The organism is Ruegeria pomeroyi DSS-3, from assembly GCF_000011965.2.
Classification (GTDB): Bacteria; Pseudomonadota; Alphaproteobacteria; order Rhodobacterales; family Rhodobacteraceae; genus Ruegeria_B; species Ruegeria_B pomeroyi.
In genome coordinates this window covers 1,296,966-1,319,988 of record NC_003911.12, presented here as the reverse complement: position 1 = coordinate 1,319,988, position 23,023 = coordinate 1,296,966, and the positions used below count along the sequence as shown (strand labels likewise).

The window sequence follows — 23,023 nt, the reverse complement described above, 5'->3', positions numbered from 1 at the left end:
GCGTCAGCGTCCTACGAGCAGGGAATTGGGTTTGCGCCGGATCGCCTGAACCAGCGCGTTGAGCGAGCGTACGGTGGCGCGCAGATCGCCGATGGCGGCCTGGACCTCGCGGTTGACGGGCGAGCCGGGGCCATAGGCGCCGATGGTCGCCTCGGCGCTGTCGGCCAGCGCATCGAGGCGGGCCGCCAGGTCCGGCAGGGTCTGCACCGCCAGGGCCACCGAATCCGCCGCCGTGCTGGCGGTTTGCAGCGTGCGGTTTAGGTTCTCGACCGCCCCGCCCTGCCGCAACTCCTCCAGCGCGCGCTGGGCCTCTTCCAGCGCCCCGGCCAGCGCGCCGGGCACCTTGTCCATATCCTCGTTGCGCAGGAAGGCATCGGCCGATTGCAGCACCCTGTCGGCCGAGGCGGTCACATCGGCCAGCGGCAGTGCATTGGCGGTCGCGATCAGCCGGTCGATATCGGCGACCAGCTGCGGCAGCTCGGCGCTGGCAGTTTCCACATTGGCGGCAGCGGTGCGCATATCGCCCAGCGCATCGACCAGGGTCTGGGCGACCTTTTTCTCTTCAAAGGTGGAGAGCGTGCTGTTGACCGAGCCGGCGGCCTCGCGGATCGACACCAGCGTCTGTTCGGCCTGCGCCAGCGCGGCATTCAGCGCGGCGGGCACCCGTTCCACGTCATCGCTGCGCAACAGCGTGTCGGCGGTTTGCAGCACCTGGTCGGCCGAGGTCACGACCTGTTCCAGCGGCAGCGCATCGGCCTTGGCCACCAGCGCGTCGATATCGCGGACCAGCGCGGGCAGATCCGCACTGGCCGCCGAGATACCGGTGGCGGCAGTCCGCAACTCCTCGAGCGCGGCAACCAGTTTCTGCGCGCCCTCCTCCTCTTCGAAATGCGCCAGCACCGCATTGACCGAGGCCAGCGCCTGGCGCAGGTCCTCGGGCAGGTTTCGCAGGCTTTCCGACCCCGCCACCGCGTTCACATTGCCCAGCATGTCGCGCAGATCGGCCGGGATACGCCGGGTGTCGCCATCGGCCAGGATGGTATTGACGTTCTCCAGCGTCTCGATGGCGCGCTGCATCAGCTCCTCGACCGGCAGCGCTGCCACCCGGTCCAGCACATTCTGCGAGGCCACCGCCAGCGTGTCGGCCGGGGTCGGCAGCGAGGGCATGATCGGGAATGGCGTCGCCTCGCGATCCAACGTGGCAGCGGGCGCATCGGGGTTTTCCTGCAACTGCACCACCAGCCCGCCCGAGAAGAACGAGGCCGGCATCAGCTGTGCCCGCACACCGCCGCGCGCGACCATGGTGGCCAGCAGCGACAGGGTGTCATCGGGGGTCGAGACATCGTGCAGGCCCAGCCGCCCCGGTTCGATCGTATAGATCACCTGCATGCGGATATCGGGCTTGCCCTCTACGCTCTCGTCGATCTCGGCCGACAGATGCCGCACCTGCCCCACCTTGACGCCCCGGAACACCACCTCGGAGCCGAGCTTGAGCCCGCGCACCGAACCGTCAAAGCTCGACATCACCTCGACCGTCGCCTGCAGGCTGTCGCCCAACAGGCTGTCGCGGGCGGAGTCCTCGGTGGCATAGAGGTCGAAGATCGGGCGCTTGCCCAGCGCCTCGCCGCCCGACATGGCGGTGTCGAAGGCGACGCCCCCCTGCAACAGCGAGGCGAGGCTGTCGACCTTGAGCTGGATGCCGCCCTCGCCCAGTTCCAGACCGGCACCGGACACGTTCCAGAACCGGGTCGCCGAGTTGATCAGCTTGTCATTGGGGGCCTCGATGAACCCGGTCAGCAGGACCGAACCGCTGAGCGCGTCATAGCGCACGGCGGCGATCTTGCCCATCTGCACGCCCTTGTGCAGGATCGGGGCCCCGACCGAGACCGACCCGCTGTCGGGCGCGATCAGCACCACCGCCAGCCCTTTGGTGCCCGGTGGCACCGCGGGCGCCTCGGCCTCGGCCACGAAATCGCGGGCCGCCTCTCCCTCGACCGCATCCCAGTCGGCGGCGATATAGGCGCCCGAAAGCAGCGTGTTCAGCCCGCTGATGCCCCCGGGCCCCACCCGGGCGGTGACCCGCCAGAACCGGGCATCGCTGTCCAGATAGCGTTCCAGCTCGCGGTGAATCTCTGCCTCGACGATGACCCGGCTCAGATCCTCGCTGAACCGCATGCCGCTGACCCGGCCCACCGAGACCTCGCGAAAGCGGATCTCGGTCTTGTCGACCTCGATCCCGGTGGCGTCGGCAAATTCGATGCGGATGGGGATGTCGCGGTTGGAATAGCTCTGCCAGACCAGCGCCAGCGCGCCGGCCACGGCAACCACCGGCACCAGCCAGACCAGCGACAGGCCGCGCCAGCCGCGGGCCACGCGCGTTTCGATATCCGGTTGCCGCAGCTGCGGAGCGTCACTCATCCCGATCGTCATCCCAAATCAATTTGGCGTCCATGGCCTGCGCCGACAGCATGGTACATATCACAGAGAGCGCAAAACACACCGCCCCCAATCCCGGCAGAAAGGACAGGATCGCCCCCAGATGGACCAGCCCGGTCAGCAGCGCCACCACAAACACGTCGATCATCGACCAGCGGCCGATGAACTCGACGAATTCATAGAGCAACAGCCGCCTGCGCCGGTTCATCTGCCAGTCATATCGCACCGAGCAGGCCAGCAGGGCGATCACCGCCACCTTGACCACCGGGATCACGAAACTGGCCAGAAAGATCACCCCGGCCACCAGCAGATCGCCCGAGCGCGCGAACAGCACGATCCCTTCCAGGATCGTATGCCCCTCTTCATGGCCGAAAATCTCGTTGCTGAGCAGCGGATAGAGGTTGGCGGGAATCAGGAACAGAACCCCGGTCAACAGCCAGGCCCAGACCTTTTGCAGGCTGTTGGGCAGGCGTGCATAGAGCGCCGCGCCGCAGGTCCGGCAGCGCGACGGCCCCGGCGCGTGCACCGCGCCGCAGTTGTGGCAGCCGATCCAGCCCATGTCGGCGGCGCGGGTCATCGGCTTTTCTCGCGCATCAGCGCCCAGATGGTCCAGCGGCAGACCGAGGCGTTTTTCAGTGCCAGCACCAGCACCATGACGCAGAAGAGCCAGAAGGCGGTGCCGAAATCGACCCGTGCCAGGCCTGCCACCTTGACCAGCGCCACCCCGGTTCCGATGATGAACACCTCGGTCATTGCCCAGGGCGCCACCGCCTCGGCCAGGCGGAACATCCGGCGCGAGGCGGGCGCCAGCCGCGCCCGACGCAACGACCAGACCACATAGACCAGCGCCGCCGCCCGCAGCATCGGCAGGGCGATCACGAACAGCCCCACCACCAGCGCCAGCAACAGGTACCAGCCATGGGCCAGCCCGGTGACCATGCCCAGGATCGACACCTCGTGGCTGAGCCCCTGACGCGACAGGGTCAGAAAGGGAAAGCTCAGCATCGCCACCATCAGCACCGCCGAGGTCAGTGCCAGCGCCAGCGTCCGGTTCAACGTGTCGCGGCGCGGCGCGATCAGGGTGAAATGGCAGCGGGTGCAGCGGGCAATCTGGCCCGGTGCCACTGGCGCGGCCACATGCAGCCGGTCGCAGGCGGGACAGGCGATCACCCCGTCCGGATCGCGCGCGAACAGCGCCGCCCAGGCGGCCTGTTCCTCTGCTTTCCTGTCCGCGTCAGTCATCCCGTTGGGTCCCGGCGTTGCATCGGCATTCTTGCCCATCGGGCGGCTAGGGCAAGTGCTATCTCCGGTAAGCCCGAGCCAACGCCTCGGGATCGGTGCCGGCAAAATAGCGCATCAACGTCCAGAGGTTGCGCGCACCCCGGCGCAGCCAGCCGCTCCGCAGATAGCGTTCGGCCCCGGTCAGCGCCCGATGCGGCAACAACACCGGCGCACGGGACAGCGCGCGCACCAGATGCACATCCTCCATCAGCAGCTGGTCGGGATAGCCCCCGGCCGTCTGGTAATCGCGCCGCCGTATCAGCAGCCCCTGATCGCCATAGGGCAAACCAAACAGCCGCGTGCGCAGATTGGCCCAGCCCGCCACCCAGGCCGCCCCCGGCCCGCGGGCGCGAAAGGCAAGCCGGAAACAGGCCGCATCCTCGCGGGCCGCGATGTGATCGGCCACCACCCCGGCCCAGCCGGGATCGGGCAGCGTATCGGCATGCAGCACCAACAACCAGTCGCCCCGCGCCGCGTCGCAGCCGTGCCGCAACTGCCCCCCGCGCGAGGGCGGGCCGTTCAGCACCTGCGCCCCCGCCGCCTCGGCAATCGCGCGGGTCGCGTCCTGCGAGCCGCCATCGCTGACGATCACCTCGCGGATCAGTCCGTTCGGCAACCCCTCGATCAGCGCCTCCAGCAGGCGCGGCAGGCTGCTTTCGGCCTGCAAGGTCGGGATCACGATGCTGAGCGGTGCGGGCACGGGTGGTCTCCTACGGCCTCTGGTCAGGCGGTGCGCTTCTCCTATATCACGGGGTCGGACATGATGACGAGGACCCCAAATGCCCAGCCGCCGCATTCTGCGCCTGAGTGGTGCCGACACCGACAGTTTCCTTCAGGGGTTGGTCAGCAATGACATCCGCAAGCTGGATCAGGGGCTGGTCTATGCCGCGCTGCTGACGCCGCAGGGCAAGTATCTGGCCGATTTCTTCCTGTGCCGCGACGACGAGGGTGTCTTGCTCGACATCGCCGAGAGCCTGGCCGACGCAACCCTCAAGCGGCTCAGCATGTACAAGCTGCGCGCCGCGGTCGAAATCGGGGATAGCGGGCTGAACCTGCAACGCGGCACCGGCCCCGCCCCGGCGGGCGCCCTGCCCGACCCGCGCCATCCGACGCTGGGTTGGCGCGCCTATACACCAGCCCCCGAGAGCGATGACGGCAGTGACTGGGACGCGATCCGGGTCGCCCATTGCATCCCCGAGACCGGGATCGAACTGACCCCCGACAGCTATCTGCTGGAATCGGGCTTCGAGGCGCTGAACGGCCTCGATTTCCGCAAGGGGTGTTATGTCGGTCAGGAAGTGACCGCGCGCATGAAACACAAGACCGAGTTGCGCAAGGGCCTGGCCCGCGTCGCGATCGAGGGCGCCGCCGAGCCGGGCACCGAGATCACCGCCGATGGCAAGCCGGTTGGCGTGCTGCATACCCGCGCGGGCGATCACGCCATCGCTTACTTGCGCTTTGACCGGGCGGGCGGCGAGATGTCGGCGGGCGAGGCGCGCTTGCGCAGGCTCTGATTGATCTTGTCCCGGCGCCAAGGCAGTCTTGGTGCAAAACCACGAGGGACAGGACATGGTGCAACTTTACGCCGCGATCTGGCGGGTCAGCGGGCGCAGGCAAGTGATGCTGATCGTGCTGTCGCTGGCCATCGCCGCGCTGGCGGCGGTGCCGCTGGAATTTCAGCGCGACATCGTCAACCTGCTGACCGAACAGGCCGTCGACCTGCAACACCTGTTCTTGCTGGGCGCGGGCATGGGCGCGGCCATCCTGGCCAGCCTGGCATTGAAATTCCTGACCAGTTTCCTGTCGGGCACGCTCGGCGAACATGTGATCCGCCTGATCCGCATGCGCCTGGTCACCCGCGCCGCCGAGGGCGGTCATACCTTGCACCAGGGCACCCTGACCACCGCCGTCAGTGCCGAGGCCGAGGAACTGGGCAAGTTCGCCGGTGGCGCCTTTGCCGACCCGGTGGTGCAGATCGGTACGCTGGTCAGCGTGATCGGCTATATCTCATCCACGCAGCCGGGGCTGGGGCTGATCGCCCTGTCGATGATCCTGCCACAGATCGCCATCGTGCTGCTGTCGCAACGCCAGGTGAACCGCCATGTGGCAGAGCGGGTGAAACTGCTGCGCGCCGCCGGTAACCGGTTGAGCGAGGAAGATATCGCCGCGGCCGTCAGCGAGCTGGAACAGACGTTCGACCAGATCTATGCCACCCGGCGCAGCATGTTCCTGTGGAAACTGTCGACCAAATTCGTGATCAGCGCGATCAACGGTGCCGGCACCGTGGCGGTGCTGATGCTGGGCGGCTGGCTGGTGCTGCAGGGCCGCACCGATGTGGGCACGGTGGTGGCGGCGGTGACCGGGCTGAGTCGCATCCAGGCGCCAACCGCGTTCCTGATCGCCTTTTACCGGCAGGTCAGCGCCAACCGCATCAAGTTCGAGTTGCTGCGCGACCTGTTCGCCGACCGGGGCTGAGGCCCCGCACACCCCCCAAAAGCAACGGGCCGCCCCCTGGGGACGGCCCGTAAATCACAAGCGACGCGACGTCATGCGCGCTCGGAATATTCCATGGTCTCGGTGTTCACCACGATCATTTCGTCCTGTCCGACGAAGGGTGGCACCATCACCTTGACCCCGTTGTCCAGCACCGCCGGCTTGAACGAGTTGGCGGCGGTCTGACCCTTCACCACCGGCTCGGTCTCGACGATCTTGCAGGTCACCTTCTGCGGCAGCGTAGCGTTCAGCGCCTCGCTCTCGTAGAACTCGACCAGGATGGTCATGCCATCCTGAAGGAAGGGGCGACGCTCGCCCAGCAGGTCGGCGGGCAGTTCGATCTGCTCGTAGGTCTCTGCATCCATAAAGACCAGCATCCCATCGGATTCATAGAGAAATTGCTGATCCTTCTGCTCGAGACGCACGCGCTCGACCTTGTCGGCGCTGCGAAAGCGCTCGTTCAGCTTCGAGCCGTTGCGCAGGTTGCGCAGCTCGACCTGGGCAAAGGCACCGCCCTTGCCGGGCTTGACGTGATCGACCTTCACAGCCGCCCAAAGCCCACCATTATGCTCCAGCACATTGCCGGGGCGAATTTCATTTCCGTTGATCTTGGGCATGACATATTTCCTTCACACGACGGTTGATGCACCCATTTGCGCCCCTATATCTGGCGGGACGGCCCCAGGCAAGACAACGACACCTAGTGCTGCATCTGCAGCGAGCCATGCAAAATTTGCAGTGCACCCATGCAAATTAAAGGTACCCGAATCGTGCCCGATCCGTCATAAGGAACGCCACGCCGAAAATTGCAAGAGCAAGAACAACAAGGAAGACGAGATGAAAGATTTCGTTGACGGCACCGCCTTTAACAACGAGCAAGGCAACCGTGCACGTAAACTCTTCGCGGCCGTTGTGTTGGCCGCGCTCGACGATGCCATCGCCGACGACAAGAAATATGGCAACGGTCCCGAGCAGATCGCCCGCTGGGCACGGTCGCGCGACGGGCGCGAAGTGCTGAGCTGTGCCGGAATCGACCCGAACGAGCGGGTTGTGCGCGGCCTGATGGAATTCGTGGGGCGCGGTGTGCGCACCTCGGTCGCGCTGTCGCGCGAGGAAAGCGAGCGCCGCAACGCCGCCCAGGCCGAAGCCGCCTGAGACCGGCCTTGCCGCATGCAAAGACGCGCCCCGCTGCCGGGCGCGTTTTTTGTTGCCCGCTGCCGGGCACGCTTTTGTTGCCCGCTTCCGGGCACGTTTGTTGATGCTTTCATCCACGCCGCAGACCGGCCACGACCTGCCGCGCGGGGACTATCCAGCCGACCCGGATTCGGGTCATCTGAGCCAAACGGAAGGGGCCGCGCATGGTTCGGGCGATCATGATCCAGGGCACCGGCAGCAATGTCGGCAAGTCGATGCTGGTGGCGGGGCTGGCCCGCGCGTTCACGCGGCGCGGGCTGCGGGTGGCGCCGTTCAAGCCCCAGAACATGTCCAACAATGCCGCCGCCACCGAAAACGGTGGCGAGATCGGGCGGGCGCAGGCCTTGCAGGCCCGCGCCGCGCGGCGGGCGACCCATACCGACATGAACCCGATCCTGCTGAAGCCCGAGACCGATACCGGCGCCCAGATCGTGGTTCAGGGCAAGCGCGCGGGCACCATGCGCGCGGGCGATTACCGCAAGAACAAGGCGCATCTGCTTGAAAAGGCGCTGGAAAGCTTTGACCGGCTTTGCGGCGATGCCGATCTGGTGCTGATCGAGGGGGCCGGCAGCCCGGCCGAAACCAACCTGCGCGCGGGCGACATCGCCAATATGGGCTTTGCCTGCGCGGCGGGGGTGCCCGTGGTGCTGGTGGGCGACATCCATCGCGGCGGCGTAATCGCCCAGATCGTCGGCACCCAGGCGGTGCTGGAACCGGGCGACCTGGCCCAGATTCGCGGCTTTGCGGTGAACCGCTTCAAGGGCGACATCACGCTGTTTGACGAGGGCCGAGACGACATCGCCCGGCGCACCGGCTGGCCCTGTCTGGGCGTGGTGCCCTGGTTCAACGACGCCTGGCGCCTGCCCGCCGAGGATATGATGGACATTCGCTCGGCCCCCGGTGGCGCTTGCAAGGTGGTGGTGCCACAGCTGGAGCGGATGGCGAATTTCGACGACCTCGATCCGCTGGCAGCCGAACCGGGAGTCAGTGTCGAGATCATACCGGCGGGCCGCCCCCTGCCTGGTGATGCCGATCTGGTCCTGCTGCCCGGCAGCAAGTCCACCGTGGGCGACCTGGCCTATTTCCGCGCCCAGGGTTGGGACATCGACCTTTATGCACATGTGCGGCGCGGCGGGCATGTGCTGGGCCTGTGCGGCGGCTATCAGATGCTGGGGCACAGCATTGACGACCCCGAGGGGATCGAGGGTCGCCCCGGCCGGACCGAGGGGCTGGGCCTGCTCGACGTGCATACGGTGATGACCGGCGACAAGCAGGTCACCCTGCGCCATGCCACCGCCCTGCCCGGCCGCGAACCGGTCACCGGGTACGAGATCCATATCGGACGCACCGATGGCCCCGATTGCGCGCGCGCCTGGCTGGAGATCGACGGCAGGCCCGAGGGGGCGGCCACGCCCGATGGGCGCATTCGCGGCAGCTATCTGCATGGCCTCTTCGCCTCGGACGCCTTCCGCGCCCGCTATCTGGGTGAGCTGGGGCACGAGGCGCTTGTGGGCTACGAAGACGGGGTTGAACAGGTGCTGGAGGCACTGGCCGATCATGTCGAGGCCCATCTGGACCTTGACCTGCTCTTGTCCCTGGCAGAGCCGCCGCGGCGGCGCTGATCAGTCCAGTTCCTGCGCGGTCAGCGCCCTGTGGATCTCACGCCGGACCAGCTTGCGCACGTTGCGGGTGATCCGCTCGCCCAGGGCACCCTGCAATTCCTCGCGCACGATATCGGCGACCAGTTCACGCAGGCTTTCCTCGTCCAGAAAGGCCTCGTCGGGCGACAGAATCGCGTGATCGTCGTCCATCGGGTCCTCGTCGGGCTCGGGGGCCGCATCCAGCCGCTCGCTGTCATGATCCTGCCAGGCCATCGCGTCACCCGGGGTGCCGGAATAGGCATCCGCGCTCAACCCGTCGGGTTCCCAATCCTCGTCGACCTGGCTGATCATGGTTTCCAGCACTTCGATTCGCGCGGTCAGGCTGTCTTCGGTTGGTTTCTCCGTCTCGGCCTCGACCTCAAGCTCGATCTCGGACAGCCAGTCGGGCTCTTCGGTCTCCGGCTGAGGCTCAAGCTCAGGCTCGGGTTCAGCCTCGGCCTCCTCGGGTTCTGCCGTGTCATGATCGGCGTCCTCCTCCGAGGGCGGCTCATCCTCGGCCTCGTCAACATCTTCGGCAATCTCTTCGACCAGATCCTCGGGCGCAAGCACGATCGGCTCTGCCTCGGAACTCACCTCGTCATCCGGTTCTGCCTCTGCCTCGACAGGCAACGCACCCGCAGCGGCGGCGGCCGAGAACAATGTCGCATCGGGATCCGTCCAGGGCGCAGATTCCTCCGTACCCTCGACCGGTTCGGCCAGGGACAAGGGCGCAGCCTCTGCCGGCTCGATCGTTTCGGCGACCCGCAATGCAGGTGTCAGCACCAGCTTGCCCGGTTTCGGCGCGGCGGCGGGCGCCTCGGGCCGTGCGGTCGCACGCCCCTCTTCGCTTACCAACCTACGGATCGAGGATAGTACATCCTCGATCTCTACATTCTTTGCAGGATCAGACATCTGGTTTTACCACTCTTGGCCTCGGCCAGAAGTGTAGCGAATATCCGCCAATCGAGCAACAGACGGTGCGAATTGTCACTTCTTGCCGAGGGCTTCCAGAACACGGTCCAGATCGCGGCTGCGTTTCGAGATCGCCGCCGGCGCGTCCTTGACCATGTTGTAATAGAGGGTCGGGTCGTAGATCTGCACCGCCAGCCCCAGCCGCTCGGCCGTCAGCAGGCCCTGCGAGGCCAGCAGCTGATAGGCCGCAAGCGAACGTTCTGTACGGGCCGAAATCCGCGCCAGCTGCGCATCCAGCAGGTCCTGCTCGGCGGTCAGGACGTCCAGTGTGGTACGGGCGCCCAGCGTGGCCTCTTCGCGGATCCCGTCAAAGGCGACCTGCGCGGCGCGCACCCGTTCGGCCGAGGCGGTCAGGCTGGCATTCGCGGTCTGAAAACGGACATAGGCGTTGCTGACATCCTGGGTCACATTGCGCTGCACGTTCAGCAGGTTGGCCCGCGAGGCATCGCGCTGGGCCATGGCCCGGCGCACAGAGGCGTTCAGACGACCGCCCGCATAGAGCGGCTGCGAATAGATCACGCTGGCAGAGGCAGAATCGTTGAAGGTGGTGCCGCCGAAATCATCGGTAAAGCCAAGTTCGGCCTGAAACCGTACATTGGGCCCCAGATTGGCGCGTTGCTGCCCGACCACCAGATCAAGCGCACGCACCTGGTGCTGCGCTCCGATCAACGAGGGGTGGTTGCGCAGGGCCAGGGCCGCCGCGTCATCCTCGCTGCGCGGCAGGCCCGGCATCGCCGGCTGCCCAGTGGTACGGCCCGGATGGCGCCCGACCGCGTTGATATATTCGGCATGCGCGGTGGTCAGCGCGCCATTGGCATCGGCCAGATTGGCGCGGGCGTTGGCAAGCCGCGATTCCGACAGGGCCACGTCGGTGCGGGTCACCTCGCCGACCTCGAACCGGTCCTGCGAGGCGCGCAGTTCTTCGCCCAGCAGCCGCACGTTGTTCTGGCGGATGCCGACTGTTTCCTCTTGCAGCAACACGTTGAGATAGGCGGTGACCGCGCGGAACAAGACCTGTTGTTCGATCTGAACCAGCGCCTGACGGGTGGCCAGCACCGTCTCTTGAGCGGCCTGCCTGCCCAGCCGGGCCGCACCGCCATCATAGAGCAGCTGCGTCAGTTCAAGGCCGGCAAAAAACGTGTCGGGTGTTGCCGTGGTCGAGGCGATCGCATTGCCGCTCCGGTTGTAGGTGGTCTGTATCCGGGCGGTCCAGTTCACGATCGGGCGCAACGCCGACAGGGCGATGGCGACATCTTCGTCCGCGGCGCGCAGCAGCGCGCGGTTCTGTTCCAACAGGCCGCTGGTGTTGTAGGCCCCGATCAGCGCATCGGCGAGGTTATCCGCAACTGCCGGTCTGGGCGCGATGGCTATGACCGCAACCCCCGCAGCCAGCACCGCCATCCTCGACAGTCGTCCCGTAAGCGTCCGCAACATGTTTCCCTGCCTCCAAATGCTCAAATCAGTCTTTGCCCTTGTGCAGAAGACGCGCTTACCCTTGGAAACGCAAGCGCGCACGTGGCGTCGCTCCTGCTTCAGAGGCTGAACGCGCGCTCCCGCTCGAACCCCGGCAGAACCGGAGCAGTGGCGTTGAACGCCTGCCGCCAGGACAGCCCGGCAGCGGTCTTGCGCCCGATCCGGACGGTGCCCAGGGCGCCTTCCATGAAGACCGCGACAATGCGCCCGCCCTCTTTCAGCTGTTCGACCAGCGTCTCGGGCACCTGCTCGACCCCGCCCTGAATCAGGATCACGTCATAAGGGCCATGTTCGGCAGCGCCCTGCGCCAGCGGCCCCTGATGCAGCACCGCATTGTCGGCGCCATTGTCCATCAGCAGCGTCTGCGCCTCGTCGGCCAGTTCTGCGGCCTCTTCGACCGCCACGACCAGCTCGGCCATCCGCGCCGCAACCGCTGCGGAATAGCCCAGCCCCGACCCCACATCCAGCACCATCTCGTCGCCGCCGATCGCGGCGGCATCGAGCATCTTGGCCAGCGTGCGCGGTTCAAGCATCGCCCGCCCCTCGCCCAGATCGATCATCGCATCGGCATAGGCCACGTCGCGCTGCGGATCGGGCACAAAGGCCTCGCGCGGGACGGTCAACATCGCCTGGATGATCGGAAACTTGGTGACGTCCGAAGGGCGGACCTGGGTGTCCACCATCATGCGGCGGCGGGTGGCGAAATCGGTCATGGTCTGGCTCACTTGTAGATCGCTTACCGGCTTTTGCCACAACCGCACCGCCCCGGCAACGTCCCATCGCGGCAAAACCCCGCTTGGGTGGCCCGATTGCCCGGCGAGAATTGACGCAGATTCTGCACTTGCCATCTGGACGCGCCCAGGCAAAGCTGGTAGAACCCGCTCCACACCACGGCAAGTGATTGATTTTACTTGAGAAGGCGAGTTGGCGGAGTGGTGACGCAGCGGATTGCAAATCCGTGTACACCGGTTCGATTCCGGTACTCGCCTCCAAACAAAATCAATGGCTTAGCAGGAAATACCAAGGCCCGCACTAGGGTTTAGGCTCATTTTAGGCTCAGAAATCTCGGCGTTTCCCGGTGCGTTCCATTGTTCATGTATGTGCAGCTCGATCCGCCTTGCTGAACCGCAGATCGCTGATGACCACGTCAGACCATCACCAGGCGGTAGACCGGAGACAGGGTTTCAGCGTAGGTTTCGGGAGCCTAGGCTTTGTCAACCCTAGGGCATCGCGATGCTCTTCAATCATGGAGACATCGTGATGAGGATACTTTCAAAGCGCCAGCTCAAGGAGCTGGTCCTCTACTCGCCGCAACACGTCGCGCGGCTGGAAAAGGCAGGCCAATTCCCCAAGCGGGTACAGCTGGGCCCGAACAGAGTGGGATGGGTTGAGGACGAAGTGCTGGACTGGCTTCAGCAACGGCTGGATGGCCGCGAAGAGTCCAACCGACACTCCTGATACAGGAGCCGGGTGGCCAGGCGTGCACAGCTTGGCCACCCATCAAGAGGGCGGGAAACGGAAGTTCGCTGCGAGAGCGATATGCAGTCACAGGGTTGAATGAAGCGGACATCTGATCAGCCAACACCCTGCCAAAATTGCACGACAAAGCGAGTTTCTAAGTACCACTTCTTACAAATGTGCTAGCACTCTAAAATTATTGGAAGCCATGATCTGGAGCCTTATTCCTTTGAAAATTGAAAATACCAGAATTCAAATGCCTGTGGGGCAGGGTTTTTTCCACGCGGGTTGGGTTGGTTTTCCAGAGGCAGAAGAGAAGTTCTTCTACGTCTACGATTGCGGCGCCATGAACAAGTTTGCGACCGCGCGAAATCGGGAAATCAAAAAGCTCCACGCATATGTTGGTGAAGGTGCGCGGCTCGATCTGTTGGTGATCTCACATATGCATGCGGATCATGTGAACGGCGTAGAGGCACTCGTGACAGACGGTAAACTCCAAGTCGACACCATCATGCTGCCTATGATTGAGATGAAAGAACGGTTGCTTTCCTTCGCGACAACCGCCCATGACGATCCAGCATCAGCCGAGTCTGATTTCTACAGAGAGTTTATAGTCGACCCGGTCGCTGCTGTTTCGCGTTTTGACCCAAGAAACATACTGCTTGTTGGGCGTGGGGATGGAGGGGCACCGGGCAGTGGATCACCCGGCGACAGCCCATTGGATGGCGGGTCCGATCTTTCTGGTGAAGGCCGTGGGTACACATGGAAACTGGTTGGGCAAGGCATCGCAGACTTCCTGTCACCGGATGCTGGCCGCCCCCAGATTGCAAAAATACCAGACACTTCAGCCCTAAGGGTCTTTGAGTTTCGCAACTGGCAAGACGCGTGGTTGATCGCTCCTTACGTTGATGAAGAAATCACAGCCAAGAATGACCTGTTCATAAGCAACCTGGCCAGTGAATTGCGTATAAAGGTTGCAGAACTTGAGGGCCGTCTCTCAAGCACTTCTTTCGTTCTCGATCTTGTGACCAATCAAGCGGACAAGCTCCAGTCTGCCTACATATCTTGCCACGGAGATCTTAATCGCACCTCCCTTTGCCTTTACTCAGGTCCCGTAGGTTCGGTCGCAGTCGATCATCGTTGTCAGGTGCAGCATGGCCCTTGGGTTTCCAACTTGGGCCACCCACGAATCGCATGGATAGCAACTGGGGATGCCAAGCTCTCGAAGGATGCCAAATGTGATGCCTTGCTAGAACACTTCAAGGACCATTTGGCCAAGGTATCGACACTAACTTTGCCGCATCACGGTGCTGCAGCAGACTTCAATCAGAAGCTATTGACCGCAACGAAACCCAGCTTTTGCCCAGTTACTGCAGATGCAGTGAAAAACTGGCAACATCCGGCGGCGAGCGTCACTCGATCAGTTGCGTCAGAAGGAGCTATGTTGCTCGTGGTCAACGCCGATGAGGCCACTTTGGTTCGAGAAGACGTGTGGACCGGCACGCCTTAATTAAATGCTAAGTTAGAAAACGACCATTGCCGTATGGGCGAACGGCGGAAATTCATCATTCGCTGCAAATGCTTGGGGAAAATCAAATCTGCTTCAAAGCGGACTTTGTGAGAAATTTGAGTTTTCCTACCAGTCGATCTTTGGTCGCTTTTTCACCCGCGTAGTAACCAACATGACAAACCTAGGGTCCCGTCGATTGATATCGAGAACAGACGACATCGAAGGCTGCTCAGCAATGAAATCAGTCAAAGGGTAATTTGATTCCACTTCCTGAGCAGACCGCCAACTCGATACAAACCAAAACGCAAATTTGAAGGAACAAGTTGACCGATCGGAAGAGGTATTCTGCATAAGAAATCTCTTGCGTTTCGCCGGTTCCCCCTTTGCCCGCTCGGTAAGTGATCTTTCGTCCTTCCCCGTCAATTCTGAAACCTTTGTGGTGGGAGGCATTCCTCAGTTGGTTGTCTCGCTCTTCACATAGCTCAGCAAAGACGGCGTTGTCTGCGAAAGGATTGAATTTGCTAGAGTTATCCAGCTTTAAGTACTTGTCCAACGTCAACTCTTTGAATTGGTCATAGTCTCTCCCGCTCTTCACGTTATTCATCATCGCCAGTAGGTCGACGTTTCCGGCAAATACCTCAAACGCGTCCCCGTAGAAGGACTTCACAGCATCGAATTGGACCGAACTCGCGACTAAGTCATCCGATAGCTTGAGATCCAATGCCGCTCGGAAGATCACTTGGGAGAATTGCTCATATCTGGAAAAGAAGTCTGTGAAAATTTCACGATATCGGACGAATCTGTCCTCGACCATGTTGGCTTCGTAGTGCTCAAATAGCGGTCCGACATCGTGATTTTCCCGAATCTCGCTAAACTCTTTCAGAACTGCCTTGAACCGGGATTGGTATTTCCTACCGAGCAGTTTCATTGTGAAGCGGATGAACCAATCGGAAACACTGTCGAGCGGTTGATTAGAGTAATGTTCTTCGCTGGCTTCCTTCATTCTGCGAAGCGCCAACTTGCTGTGCCCGTTTGCCATGAGTGATGCCGCTTTCTTCAGTTGCTTCCATTCCGAAGAAAAATCGCTGTACGGGCGTCTCGGGGCGTTTGGGTCGAACTTGGCCGTCGGAAGAGGACCAAATGCTTTTGCCGCTTCAACCATCTCCTGCATCTGATTAAGACGGTGAAACGTGAAGTCCTGATCCGCCATGTTTTCGGGAATAGCGAAATTCGCGTCGACGTTTACCACCGGCCCTGTACCCGGAGCCGGACTTGGGACAATGCTGCAGTTTTCGATGGCAAAGACTTCCGTACCTAGGTTTTCGTAATCAACGTTCATTCCGAACGAAATTGGTTCGCTACACTTGGAGCATTGTATCGTGTGCTCCTGACGAATACCTTGTCCCATTCCAATTCTGACAGTCGTAACCTGACTGCAGGTTTCGCATGCAACGGCACTTCGAATAATCAAGACGTGTCCTTTCAATTTTTGACGCAAACTGAAAACATCGTTTGCTGTTACGACCCTTGGTAAAGATCGAGCCCGACCGTAATAATCTCCGACATGACCGCTCTCCTTCGTGGATCTATACAAACCCACCTTGGCACAAAGATGCCGTTGGGGGCGGTCAAGTCATCAAAGCCTTGCAACCCCGAAACAAACTGATGCAGTCAAATCAGGAAGTCGGACTTAAGTTCACCAGCTTTCGAACTTGAAGAGCCGCCCGTCAGCACCGTCGTCATGAAGCTCAACGATCACTTCGCCAGGCTCGAATGCGCTCGTCTTACCGTCTTCTGGCGGGGGTGCATCCGAACTGATTAGTGTGATCACCGTTTGGATGCCCAGGTCGCTGTACTCGCGGATGACGTCCAATAGGTTCTGCTTGGGGCGCGGGTCTAAGGACTCGAATACTCCATCGTGGCAAACAAAGCGGGGGAAGTTCCCTTTCAGGTGGGCTCGGAGAACTGCCAGATCGAATGCAACACACATGAGTTTGCGGTACGAAGTACCTTCACCTTCACTGGTCGACAGCTCATTCGCGTCAACGAAATCGGCACGAAATTCGAGATTGCCCTCCGAGTTCACGCGGACAATCAACAGCGCCTTGCGCCCCAATACTCGTTCGATAATTGAACTGAAGTGCTTACGGGTTTCCGCCAAAAGGCTCTGGGAATCGAGACTAACGGACCGAACGTGTCGTTCTGCCGTTCCCTGCTGGATAGAATAGTCGGACTTCAGCGCACGGAGCTCTTCCCGTTTGTCTTGGAGGCTGGTTCTGAATTCTTGTTGTTTCCGCAATATCCTGATTTCGGCGTTGATCTCGGAAATACGTGCTGACATCTCTTTGTATTTCGCAAAAACATCCTCTGATCGCAAAAACGCCAGCGCGGAGCGTCGTTGCAAATTCAACCGCGCCAACTCGCGACCAATGGAAGCCGACTCGGCGCTGATTTCCTGCAGTTCTTCTAGCAGATACTGCTGACGTTCTTCGGTAATCGCACGGTTAAATGCAATCAGCTGCTCAAAGTCGGCCACAATTTGATCGGGGAACAAGATGCCAGCCTCTTCGAATAAGGACTTTGCCTTATTCGGGTCAAACCTGATCTTGTCGTCTTTCAGCGCATTTCTTATCTCGCTCAAGTTGTAAGTTAGCGTGTAGCGACGCTCATTTAGTTCAGCAATTGCCCGATCGATGTCTTCGACCAGTCGTTCAGTCACGTCGGTGTCGGCGCCCGCAAAGTCAAACTGATCAAGCTCGGCTTGCATGCGTTCGACGTCGGCTTCACGGAGTTGCAGCAAAGCATCGGCGTTTTCAAGTTGTTCGTCTGAGGCGCCGCTTTGGCGTTCAAACGTTTGCAGATCTGCTTCTTTTTGATCGATGTCGTTGCGCATCGTATAGCGCTTTTGGAACAGCTCCGCATCAAGGCCGAGCACGCGGGCAAGGACTGGCTTCCAATAGATGTCCGGCCCCAGATGGCGCTGTAGCTTGAAGACATCGTCGTAATCTGACTGACGGCGGAGGAAATACCCCAGCGCTTCGCGGTATTTCCATGGGCTAATATCGGAAAAATTCAAATAGCCATCAAGGAGTCCTTGGGCTTTGGAAAGGGGTAGGTTCGCGTGCGTCCAATCCTCGTCTTCTAGAGATGTCAGATCAGGTTCGTCCAGGTCAGATCTCCGAAAAGAAATCTTCGTCGGGGTGTCAACAGCCCGCCTAATGGTCAGATAATTATCGTCGAACAATTGGACCTCGAGGAAAAAAACGAACTCTGAAAACAGGTCTTCGCGCTTCTTGAAGAAGTGGTTCTTGTCGACTTTGCCCAACAAACAGAAATCAATAACTCGGGCCAGTGTGGATTTCCCAAGGTTATGGGAGCTTTTGCTACGGTTCTCAGGTAGCCGGATTTCTGCAACGATTGCGTTGAAGCCAGAATTGAATTCAATCGGCGTAAAATAGTGGTCGAGGTTAGAATAGAGGCGCTCAAGCTTCATGTCGCACCTACGTATTCAAACCGGTCACCTTTGGCATGATACTTCACCAACCCAAGCAGAAACAGAAAGCTCAACGAAGGAAGGAACAGCGCCTCGCCACCTTTGTACGATCTAGTCGCATATCGCAGAAGAGCAGAATACTCCTCACTTCGGGTCTTCTTCAGCCGAGCGAGCAGAAGGTAAGCCATGTTCATAACGGTGAGGTCTGGATGGGAGTGTTTGGACGGCCTAAGCATCGGCATTCTTCCCGATGTCGCAAGTCCAGTACATATAAAACAACATCGCCCGTGTAAGGCGTTTGTTGCCCCTCAAAACTGACGAACGGTCGATAAGCATATCGAGTAGATAGTTAAAGACACTGTCAAAGGTGTCTTCGGCGCCTTGGAACTCAATTATCTTTAGTGAGAATTCTTCGGTTGCGTCATGGTACTTCTCTAAAAACTGATCATTTTTGGGGTCGCCAAGGAAAACGTCAATTTGTCTTGTCACCGGGAGGTATAAACTGCGTAGCTTCTTTGCGTACTCGTCACTCATGTTATTGAGACGGTTCTTTTTGTCTAACGGGGTTCGCGGCTCGGGTAGGTCCTTCGTCTCTGGGACTTCCAAATCGCCTAAGGCGTCACCGAAGGCCTCAATGGTCTCGGCCAACTCATCAGACCGGACGATGAGCGGACGCTCCAATGGCCGAAAGTCCAGGCTCTTAAGAGCATCCGGGTAGAGTTTAAAGAGGTCGTCGAGCTGACTTGTTCCAAGAAAGCCTAATTGGTCCTTTTTTAACCCCGTTTCTTTGTGCAGGTACGTTTCCAATTTGCCCTGAGTGATACCAGTTAGCTTCCTGTTTGAAATCACAAGGTAATTGTCAAGTTCGCCCGAAGCGATCAGGGCTTTAATACGCGCAAGTTCGTCCGCCAGGATGCCGGTTTCTGTCTCAGGATTGAAGAACGCTTTGTCACTAAACGAAGCATTGATCCCGGTAGTATGCTTAGCTTGGATGATGGTGCCACCATTCCATGGTGATGCCGTTGATGGGTAGGCCTGAGCGGTCCCGCGAAACTTCGCATCGCGTCCACCATCCTTACCCTTGGCAAAGCCAATTAGACCCGGGCCAAACAAGCGCTGGCCCAACGCAACGGCTACTTGCTCAAACTGGTCATCGGACATGTCATGGTAAACGAGCAAATGTACCGCCTCTCCTCTTGGTTATCTTTAGCCTTCGGCGCGCGCCAAATGCAATGCTTGGTTTTGGCGATTGCCGAGGAGGAACTCCTACTTTGGGTTGTGCCTCGCAACCTCTACAACATGCGTCTGTTTTCTGCAGATCATGGTTTAGGTAACGGATTCGCGGCTCGAGCCACCACCGCAATCTTTTTGGTCAGCGCCATAATACTGCTTCGTTCACGGTTGCACCTTCACCCGATTCCGTATGACGAGATTGCAGCGAATGTCGGCAAAGCGGGCCGCAGTTGCAGCATTAGAGCGAGGTGTTGAGCGTCCGATATGGGCCGTTAGGCTTTGTCCTTCTTACCGTTGCTAGTGTTCGCCGCTGCCTTTCGAAAAGAACACCACAGATACACGCCGACCAATTTCGTACTCGTGGTCTCGCGATAAAAGTTCCGCCTCCTTAATCACGTCGGACATCAGGTCATGAACCTTGGGCGAGCGAAGGCTGTCTTGCTCAAGCTTGGTGAGGACCTCTTGGAGTGCAATGTACCCCTTGGGTAAGTCCTCGTAGGCGAAACTATCACGCACCTCTTGCTTAGCTTGCTCCCAGTATGGGTCCAGAAGCCTACTCCAGCTCTCGCAGATCATCTCGATAGCGGGCAACGAGAGATGCCCAAAACGCTGTTGATCGTCAAGACCGGTTCGATCCAACCGGTTCATGAACTCAGCACAAGCCTTCATTAGGCTTTCCACTCGCGCAGGTCGAAGGTCCCATTCCGTTAGCTCTCCGAGCTGGCTAGATACGACTTCTAATGCGTCGGTGAGCTGATCCATGGACATGTGAGCGTTTTCCTGGCAGAGGCTTTTCGTCCGCTCATATGCTGCGTTCAACGTCCGTGCACAGCGCACCTGTCCCCTTACTAGCTGGATACCATCTTTGTCGTGCTCAAGTATGATAAGGCGAGGGGGCAAAAAACTGGTTGGTTTGTCAGTGCCCTTCAGATGCAGAGCAGTGAAGCTTTCCCTTGCAGATAACAGCGCCAGCTCCGCGCCCCACGTGCCCTCGATCCTTGCTTTGGTGATCAGTTCATACCTTGCCGGGGTGATCGCCAGCCTTGTGCGAGAGAGAACGTCATGGAGGTTATTGCTGCGAAGCCGCCGGGGCGCTCTAAGGTATTCAACCACGCTTTCCAAGATCACCTCGGCGTCCTCCGAGCCTTCTTCCTGAACCGCGTCGATCAACTCCTCACCAGAAAGGGTTTTGTAGTTCTCAATCCTTTGTGCAATCTTCTCATCGGACGCAAACTGTCCAACAGGCACGTCAACGAGGTGGTAGTTCACTATCTCAAACTGGCTGTCGATCCTGTCTATCCTGCCTAGGCCCTGGATGAGTTCCTTGAGGTTGGAGGTTACTCCGAGTAGCACCAGTGTATCTGCTGATTGCAGGTTGATGCCTTCGGCCATCTTGTAGGTCATGAAGACAGAGGCCGGTCCCTTTGGTGCCTTTCTTCCTCCCGGCCGAAAGAACTGCTCAACCGACTTACCGGTCACGATACGCTTGAAGCCATCAGGGCCATCGCCAAAGATGGCCTTCACCGCGCGATCTTCACCCTTCGTTTGGTTTCCAACGACGAAGTTCGTGTGTTGGCCTTTGCGAGAAAGCGCCTCTGCAAAAATCTCGAGCGTGTCGGTTCGCTCCGCTAAGAACACGACCCGATCTTTGGTTGCTTGTATGTCGAGGCAAGCTTGATAACGGCGCTCGTCCAACTCTTTGAACGGTTTTGCTTCGAGCTTCTTGCCAAGCGCATCACATGTGTTCGTTGGTCCAGGTTGGTCGATGCCCAAGAGCGAGAACATGTCTGACTGGTTCGCGTGTGACTTGCTCTTGCGCGCTCTTGAGCCACCTTCGAACTCCCGCAACCATTTGCCGATGACACCGTGGGACATCTCCCAGCTTGCTTGTGCCGAATTGACACGAAGGATGTTCAACAAATTCCGGATGTGGAGCTGATCTTGGGTGCTCTGCTGGGTTCGCACGTGTCCGAACCGGCTCTTCTCAACAGCAGTTACTCTTCCTCCTGGTGCAAGCTCACGGCAGAGTTCGACGATGTCTTCCAGCAGCTGTTCATGCCTCTTCGTCACTTTGAGCGAGGTTGGGCGTCCGTGGTTGGCTAGCACTGGATAGCCGTGTTTGGTCCGATCCTGACTTTCTCCGATGCAGTGACGCTGCCGACGCGTTAGGAATGGTGAAATCAGTGCGGCTAGCTCTGACCTCGCCTCCCTTGAGAGGGCTGTATCTGGCTCCGTGAGGACAGCTAGCGGAGCGCCGTGATCAAAGATGTCCATAGGCTTTTGCATCTCTCTTTGAAAGAGCTCGCCCATGTCCTGGATATAGTCTGGGGTCATGAAGATAGATGCGCGTTTCTCTTGCATATGCGCGAGCCAGTCGACGTCACGATTGCCAAGCAGCGTTGCTGAAAGACACACGTTCCAGCTTGGCGGAGCCAGCTCAATCGCAGCCGCCATTTGCGAAGCCTGTTCAAACCCAGGTGTGACCGTGTGACTTTCATCAATGATCAGAACACCAAACTGATCGAGGCGGAGACCTGATCTCGCGTGATCTCCGGCTCCTCTGAGCTTCTGTTTTGATAGCTTGCTGTTCGCAATCGCCGTCAGTGAGTTGGTTGAATGCCTTTCCCAACTGGGGATCACTTTTGGCGGTGCAATCACCGCAGTGTTTTTCCTTGAGACACCGTGAACTGGCGACTTCGGAATGACCCTCGAAAAGGTTTCGGACAGGGCCTCGGCTAGATGACATCCGATTTCTGTCTTTCCTGATCCCGTTGGTGCCTCGACGAATGCGATGCCGTGGTCGTAGGCTATGGAGCAGGCTTCGTAGGTCAGCTCTTGTTGGTAGCCAAAGAGGGTGTGGCCTGTAATCGATTGTCGTTGTCCGGTGAGCCAGGGCTCAAATCCCTTTTGCTCGGAGATCATCCGCGCCATCGCATCTTCAGCAGTGACCGGTTTGATGAGCTTGTCGAGTATCTCCAGTGCTTCTGTGTTCCAATCAACAGAAACATCCCAGACCTGCTCAGCCGCTTGGGTCCTTTCCAGCTGAAGATCATGGCTACCCGTATCTAGACCGTCCGCATATTCGATGTTTCGATAGAGGCCTGATTTTGAAAAGTTGGCAGAGCCAGCAACTGCTCCTTTAGGAGAGCTCACGATTTTTGAATGAAGCCGACGCTCGCCTGAAATGCCCAGTTTCTCCTGAGCAAGGCCTGGATCGAAAACCCTTAGCTGGATGTTTCCTTCAGAGATCGCGTGCTGTGCGAGAACTGCAAGCAGATCTTCGTCGTCATCCACCTGAAGTCCCGAACGCTCGAGCCAGAACAGCTTCATCTCTTCGGAAACAGGGCTCGGTTTGCCGAGGCGTTTTGCATTTCCCGTATCGATCCCAAATGCAATCCGGATTCGAGTTTCGCTAGCGGCCTCTGCGGTCCTCAGCTCAGGCACTTCATTCATCAAGATGGCTAGCGACGACAGGAAATCTTGATAGCCAGTGACGATCAAACAATTGCCGGACAAAATGTGCGGTCGGTAGAGGTCGATCACCGGCCGATCAATGTTGGTCGCGAAGTCAGAAGCTGTCCTTTGCGACGAGGCATCGGACCCATGTGTTTCCGGTTCAGGTATCTGCCTTGGTTTGGCGCGCAGCCAATTTGGTAACGAGAACAATTGGAAGCCAATCAATGCGGAGCTCTAGATTGTACACTGCTACTACAAGGCGAGTCTGGCAATACCTCAATATGTGCACCGATCTTTATCCAGCAGGGCTGGCATGCTAAGTCAGACAGGTAAAATTCTTTGGGCCTCGATTAGAAACGCCGACTTGTTTCTCGTTCTGAAAAG

Annotated in this window: 19 protein-coding genes and 1 tRNA gene; 7 read left to right on the top strand and 13 right to left on the bottom strand. The window is 59.7% G+C overall.

The genetic code is table 11. The features are described 5' to 3' along the window. Positions 1-3 precede the first annotated feature (3 nt). Genes SPO_RS06365 through SPO_RS06350 form a run of 4 tightly spaced genes read right to left on the bottom strand, consistent with a single transcriptional unit; the run spans position 4 to position 4,417 of the window. Entirely contained in the window at positions 4-2,418 is a 2,415-nt protein-coding gene (locus SPO_RS06365; protein WP_011046990.1) for an MlaD family protein, read from the bottom strand. Beyond that, complete coding sequence (locus SPO_RS06360) at positions 2,411-3,013, bottom strand: paraquat-inducible protein A (protein WP_044028029.1); 603 nt, start codon at positions 3,011-3,013, stop codon at positions 2,411-2,413. The genes SPO_RS06365 and SPO_RS06360 overlap by 8 nt, the downstream gene beginning before the upstream one ends. Next, a complete protein-coding gene (locus tag SPO_RS06355) occupies positions 3,010-3,678 on the bottom strand; it encodes a paraquat-inducible protein A (protein ID WP_158454164.1) in 669 nt (222 codons plus the stop codon). The genes SPO_RS06360 and SPO_RS06355 overlap by 4 nt, the downstream gene beginning before the upstream one ends. A gap of 58 nt (positions 3,679-3,736) precedes the next feature. Continuing rightward, complete coding sequence (locus tag SPO_RS06350; RefSeq protein ID WP_011046989.1) at positions 3,737-4,417, bottom strand: TIGR04283 family arsenosugar biosynthesis glycosyltransferase; 681 nt, start codon at positions 4,415-4,417, stop codon at positions 3,737-3,739. A 79-nt stretch (positions 4,418-4,496) separates the two neighbouring features. Between SPO_RS06350 and SPO_RS06345 the strand changes: the two genes are divergently transcribed. After that, positions 4,497-5,231 carry a YgfZ/GcvT domain-containing protein gene (locus SPO_RS06345; RefSeq protein ID WP_011046988.1) on the top strand — a complete coding sequence of 245 codons (735 nt, stop codon included), beginning with the start codon at positions 4,497-4,499 and terminating at the stop codon, positions 5,229-5,231. A gap of 55 nt (positions 5,232-5,286) precedes the next feature. Then, positions 5,287-6,192 (top strand): ABC transporter ATP-binding protein, encoded by a 906-nt coding sequence (locus SPO_RS06340; RefSeq protein ID WP_044029098.1) that lies wholly within the window; start codon positions 5,287-5,289, stop codon positions 6,190-6,192. Between the two features lie 71 nt (positions 6,193-6,263). Here SPO_RS06340 and efp read toward each other — a convergent pair whose 3' ends face one another. After that, a complete protein-coding gene (gene efp / locus SPO_RS06335) occupies positions 6,264-6,827 on the bottom strand; it encodes an elongation factor P (protein WP_011046986.1) in 564 nt (187 codons plus the stop codon). 220 nt (positions 6,828-7,047) lie between these two features. Here efp and SPO_RS06330 point away from each other — a divergent pair, with 220 nt between their 5' ends. Beyond that, entirely contained in the window at positions 7,048-7,365 is a 318-nt protein-coding gene (locus SPO_RS06330; RefSeq protein ID WP_044028028.1) for a DUF6280 family protein, read from the top strand. Between the two features lie 203 nt (positions 7,366-7,568). Beyond that, entirely contained in the window at positions 7,569-9,026 is a 1,458-nt protein-coding gene (locus SPO_RS06325) for a cobyric acid synthase (RefSeq protein ID WP_011046984.1), read from the top strand. Here SPO_RS06325 and SPO_RS06320 read toward each other — a convergent pair whose 3' ends face one another. From SPO_RS06320 to SPO_RS06310, 3 genes are all read right to left on the bottom strand, one after another. Beyond that, positions 9,027-9,956 carry a hypothetical protein gene (locus SPO_RS06320; protein WP_011046983.1) on the bottom strand — a complete coding sequence of 310 codons (930 nt, stop codon included), beginning with the start codon at positions 9,954-9,956 and terminating at the stop codon, positions 9,027-9,029. It abuts the gene before it with no gap. Between the two features lie 75 nt (positions 9,957-10,031). Continuing rightward, complete coding sequence (locus tag SPO_RS06315; RefSeq protein WP_011046982.1) at positions 10,032-11,450, bottom strand: TolC family outer membrane protein; 1,419 nt, start codon at positions 11,448-11,450, stop codon at positions 10,032-10,034. 98 nt (positions 11,451-11,548) lie between these two features. Next, a complete protein-coding gene (locus SPO_RS06310; protein ID WP_011046981.1) occupies positions 11,549-12,202 on the bottom strand; it encodes a protein-L-isoaspartate O-methyltransferase family protein in 654 nt (217 codons plus the stop codon). Between the two features lie 205 nt (positions 12,203-12,407). Here SPO_RS06310 and SPO_RS06305 point away from each other — a divergent pair. From SPO_RS06305 to SPO_RS06295, 3 genes are all read left to right on the top strand, one after another. After that, positions 12,408-12,481 (top strand) — tRNA-Cys (locus SPO_RS06305). A gap of 268 nt (positions 12,482-12,749) precedes the next feature. Continuing rightward, a complete protein-coding gene (locus SPO_RS06300) occupies positions 12,750-12,947 on the top strand; it encodes a helix-turn-helix transcriptional regulator (RefSeq protein ID WP_044029096.1) in 198 nt (65 codons plus the stop codon). 208 nt (positions 12,948-13,155) lie between these two features. After that, the gene (locus tag SPO_RS06295) at positions 13,156-14,457 is read left to right on the top strand and encodes an MBL fold metallo-hydrolase (RefSeq protein WP_144083970.1); all 1,302 of its coding nucleotides are present in this window, start codon (positions 13,156-13,158) and stop codon (positions 14,455-14,457) included. A gap of 241 nt (positions 14,458-14,698) precedes the next feature. Here SPO_RS06295 and SPO_RS06290 read toward each other — a convergent pair whose 3' ends face one another. The 5 genes from SPO_RS06290 to SPO_RS06270 all read right to left on the bottom strand — a co-directional run bounded on the left by SPO_RS06290 (position 14,699) and on the right by SPO_RS06270 (position 22,726). Continuing rightward, positions 14,699-15,796 (bottom strand): hypothetical protein, encoded by a 1,098-nt coding sequence (locus tag SPO_RS06290; protein ID WP_044028026.1) that lies wholly within the window; start codon positions 15,794-15,796, stop codon positions 14,699-14,701. A 357-nt stretch (positions 15,797-16,153) separates the two neighbouring features. Then, entirely contained in the window at positions 16,154-17,950 is a 1,797-nt protein-coding gene (locus SPO_RS06285) for a DUF2326 domain-containing protein (RefSeq protein ID WP_011046978.1), read from the bottom strand. Further along, positions 17,947-18,138, bottom strand: a complete 192-nt coding sequence (locus SPO_RS23460) for an ABC-three component system middle component 8 (protein ID WP_322786980.1) — start codon at positions 18,136-18,138, stop codon at positions 17,947-17,949. The genes SPO_RS06285 and SPO_RS23460 overlap by 4 nt, the downstream gene beginning before the upstream one ends. Positions 18,139-18,178: 40 nt before the next feature. Next, a complete protein-coding gene (locus SPO_RS06275) occupies positions 18,179-19,111 on the bottom strand; it encodes an ABC-three component system protein (RefSeq protein ID WP_044028024.1) in 933 nt (310 codons plus the stop codon). Positions 19,112-19,480: 369 nt separating this feature from the next. Next, entirely contained in the window at positions 19,481-22,726 is a 3,246-nt protein-coding gene (locus SPO_RS06270; protein WP_230981782.1) for a DEAD/DEAH box helicase family protein, read from the bottom strand. Between the last annotated feature and the right edge of the window lie 297 nt (positions 22,727-23,023).

Bases quoted from the DNA above. Each gene is read 5' to 3' on its own strand.
- SPO_RS06340 (WP_044029098.1), top strand. From the start codon at position 5,287: ATGGTGCAACTTTACGCCGCGATCTGGCGGGTCAGCGGGCGCAGGCAA.
- SPO_RS06295 (WP_144083970.1), top strand. From the start codon at position 13,156: ATGATCTGGAGCCTTATTCCTTTGAAAATTGAAAATACCAGAATTCAA.
- SPO_RS06285 (WP_011046978.1), bottom strand. From the start codon at position 17,950: ATGAAGCTTGAGCGCCTCTATTCTAACCTCGACCACTATTTTACGCCG.
- SPO_RS06275 (WP_044028024.1), bottom strand. From the start codon at position 19,111: ATGTCCGATGACCAGTTTGAGCAAGTAGCCGTTGCGTTGGGCCAGCGC.
- SPO_RS06330 (WP_044028028.1), top strand. From the start codon at position 7,048: ATGAAAGATTTCGTTGACGGCACCGCCTTTAACAACGAGCAAGGCAAC.
- SPO_RS06325 (WP_011046984.1), top strand. From the start codon at position 7,569: ATGGTTCGGGCGATCATGATCCAGGGCACCGGCAGCAATGTCGGCAAG.
- SPO_RS06345 (WP_011046988.1), top strand. From the start codon at position 4,497: ATGCCCAGCCGCCGCATTCTGCGCCTGAGTGGTGCCGACACCGACAGT.
- SPO_RS06320 (WP_011046983.1), bottom strand. From the start codon at position 9,956: ATGTCTGATCCTGCAAAGAATGTAGAGATCGAGGATGTACTATCCTCG.
- SPO_RS06360 (WP_044028029.1), bottom strand. From the start codon at position 3,013: ATGACCCGCGCCGCCGACATGGGCTGGATCGGCTGCCACAACTGCGGC.
- SPO_RS06300 (WP_044029096.1), top strand. From the start codon at position 12,750: ATGAGGATACTTTCAAAGCGCCAGCTCAAGGAGCTGGTCCTCTACTCG.
- SPO_RS23460 (WP_322786980.1), bottom strand. From the start codon at position 18,138: ATGGCTTACCTTCTGCTCGCTCGGCTGAAGAAGACCCGAAGTGAGGAG.
- SPO_RS06310 (WP_011046981.1), bottom strand. From the start codon at position 12,202: ATGACCGATTTCGCCACCCGCCGCCGCATGATGGTGGACACCCAGGTC.
- SPO_RS06290 (WP_044028026.1), bottom strand. From the start codon at position 15,796: ATGAACGTTGATTACGAAAACCTAGGTACGGAAGTCTTTGCCATCGAA.
- SPO_RS06315 (WP_011046982.1), bottom strand. From the start codon at position 11,450: ATGTTGCGGACGCTTACGGGACGACTGTCGAGGATGGCGGTGCTGGCT.
- SPO_RS06365 (WP_011046990.1), bottom strand. From the start codon at position 2,418: ATGAGTGACGCTCCGCAGCTGCGGCAACCGGATATCGAAACGCGCGTG.
- efp (WP_011046986.1), bottom strand. From the start codon at position 6,827: ATGCCCAAGATCAACGGAAATGAAATTCGCCCCGGCAATGTGCTGGAG.
- SPO_RS06355 (WP_158454164.1), bottom strand. From the start codon at position 3,678: ATGACTGACGCGGACAGGAAAGCAGAGGAACAGGCCGCCTGGGCGGCG.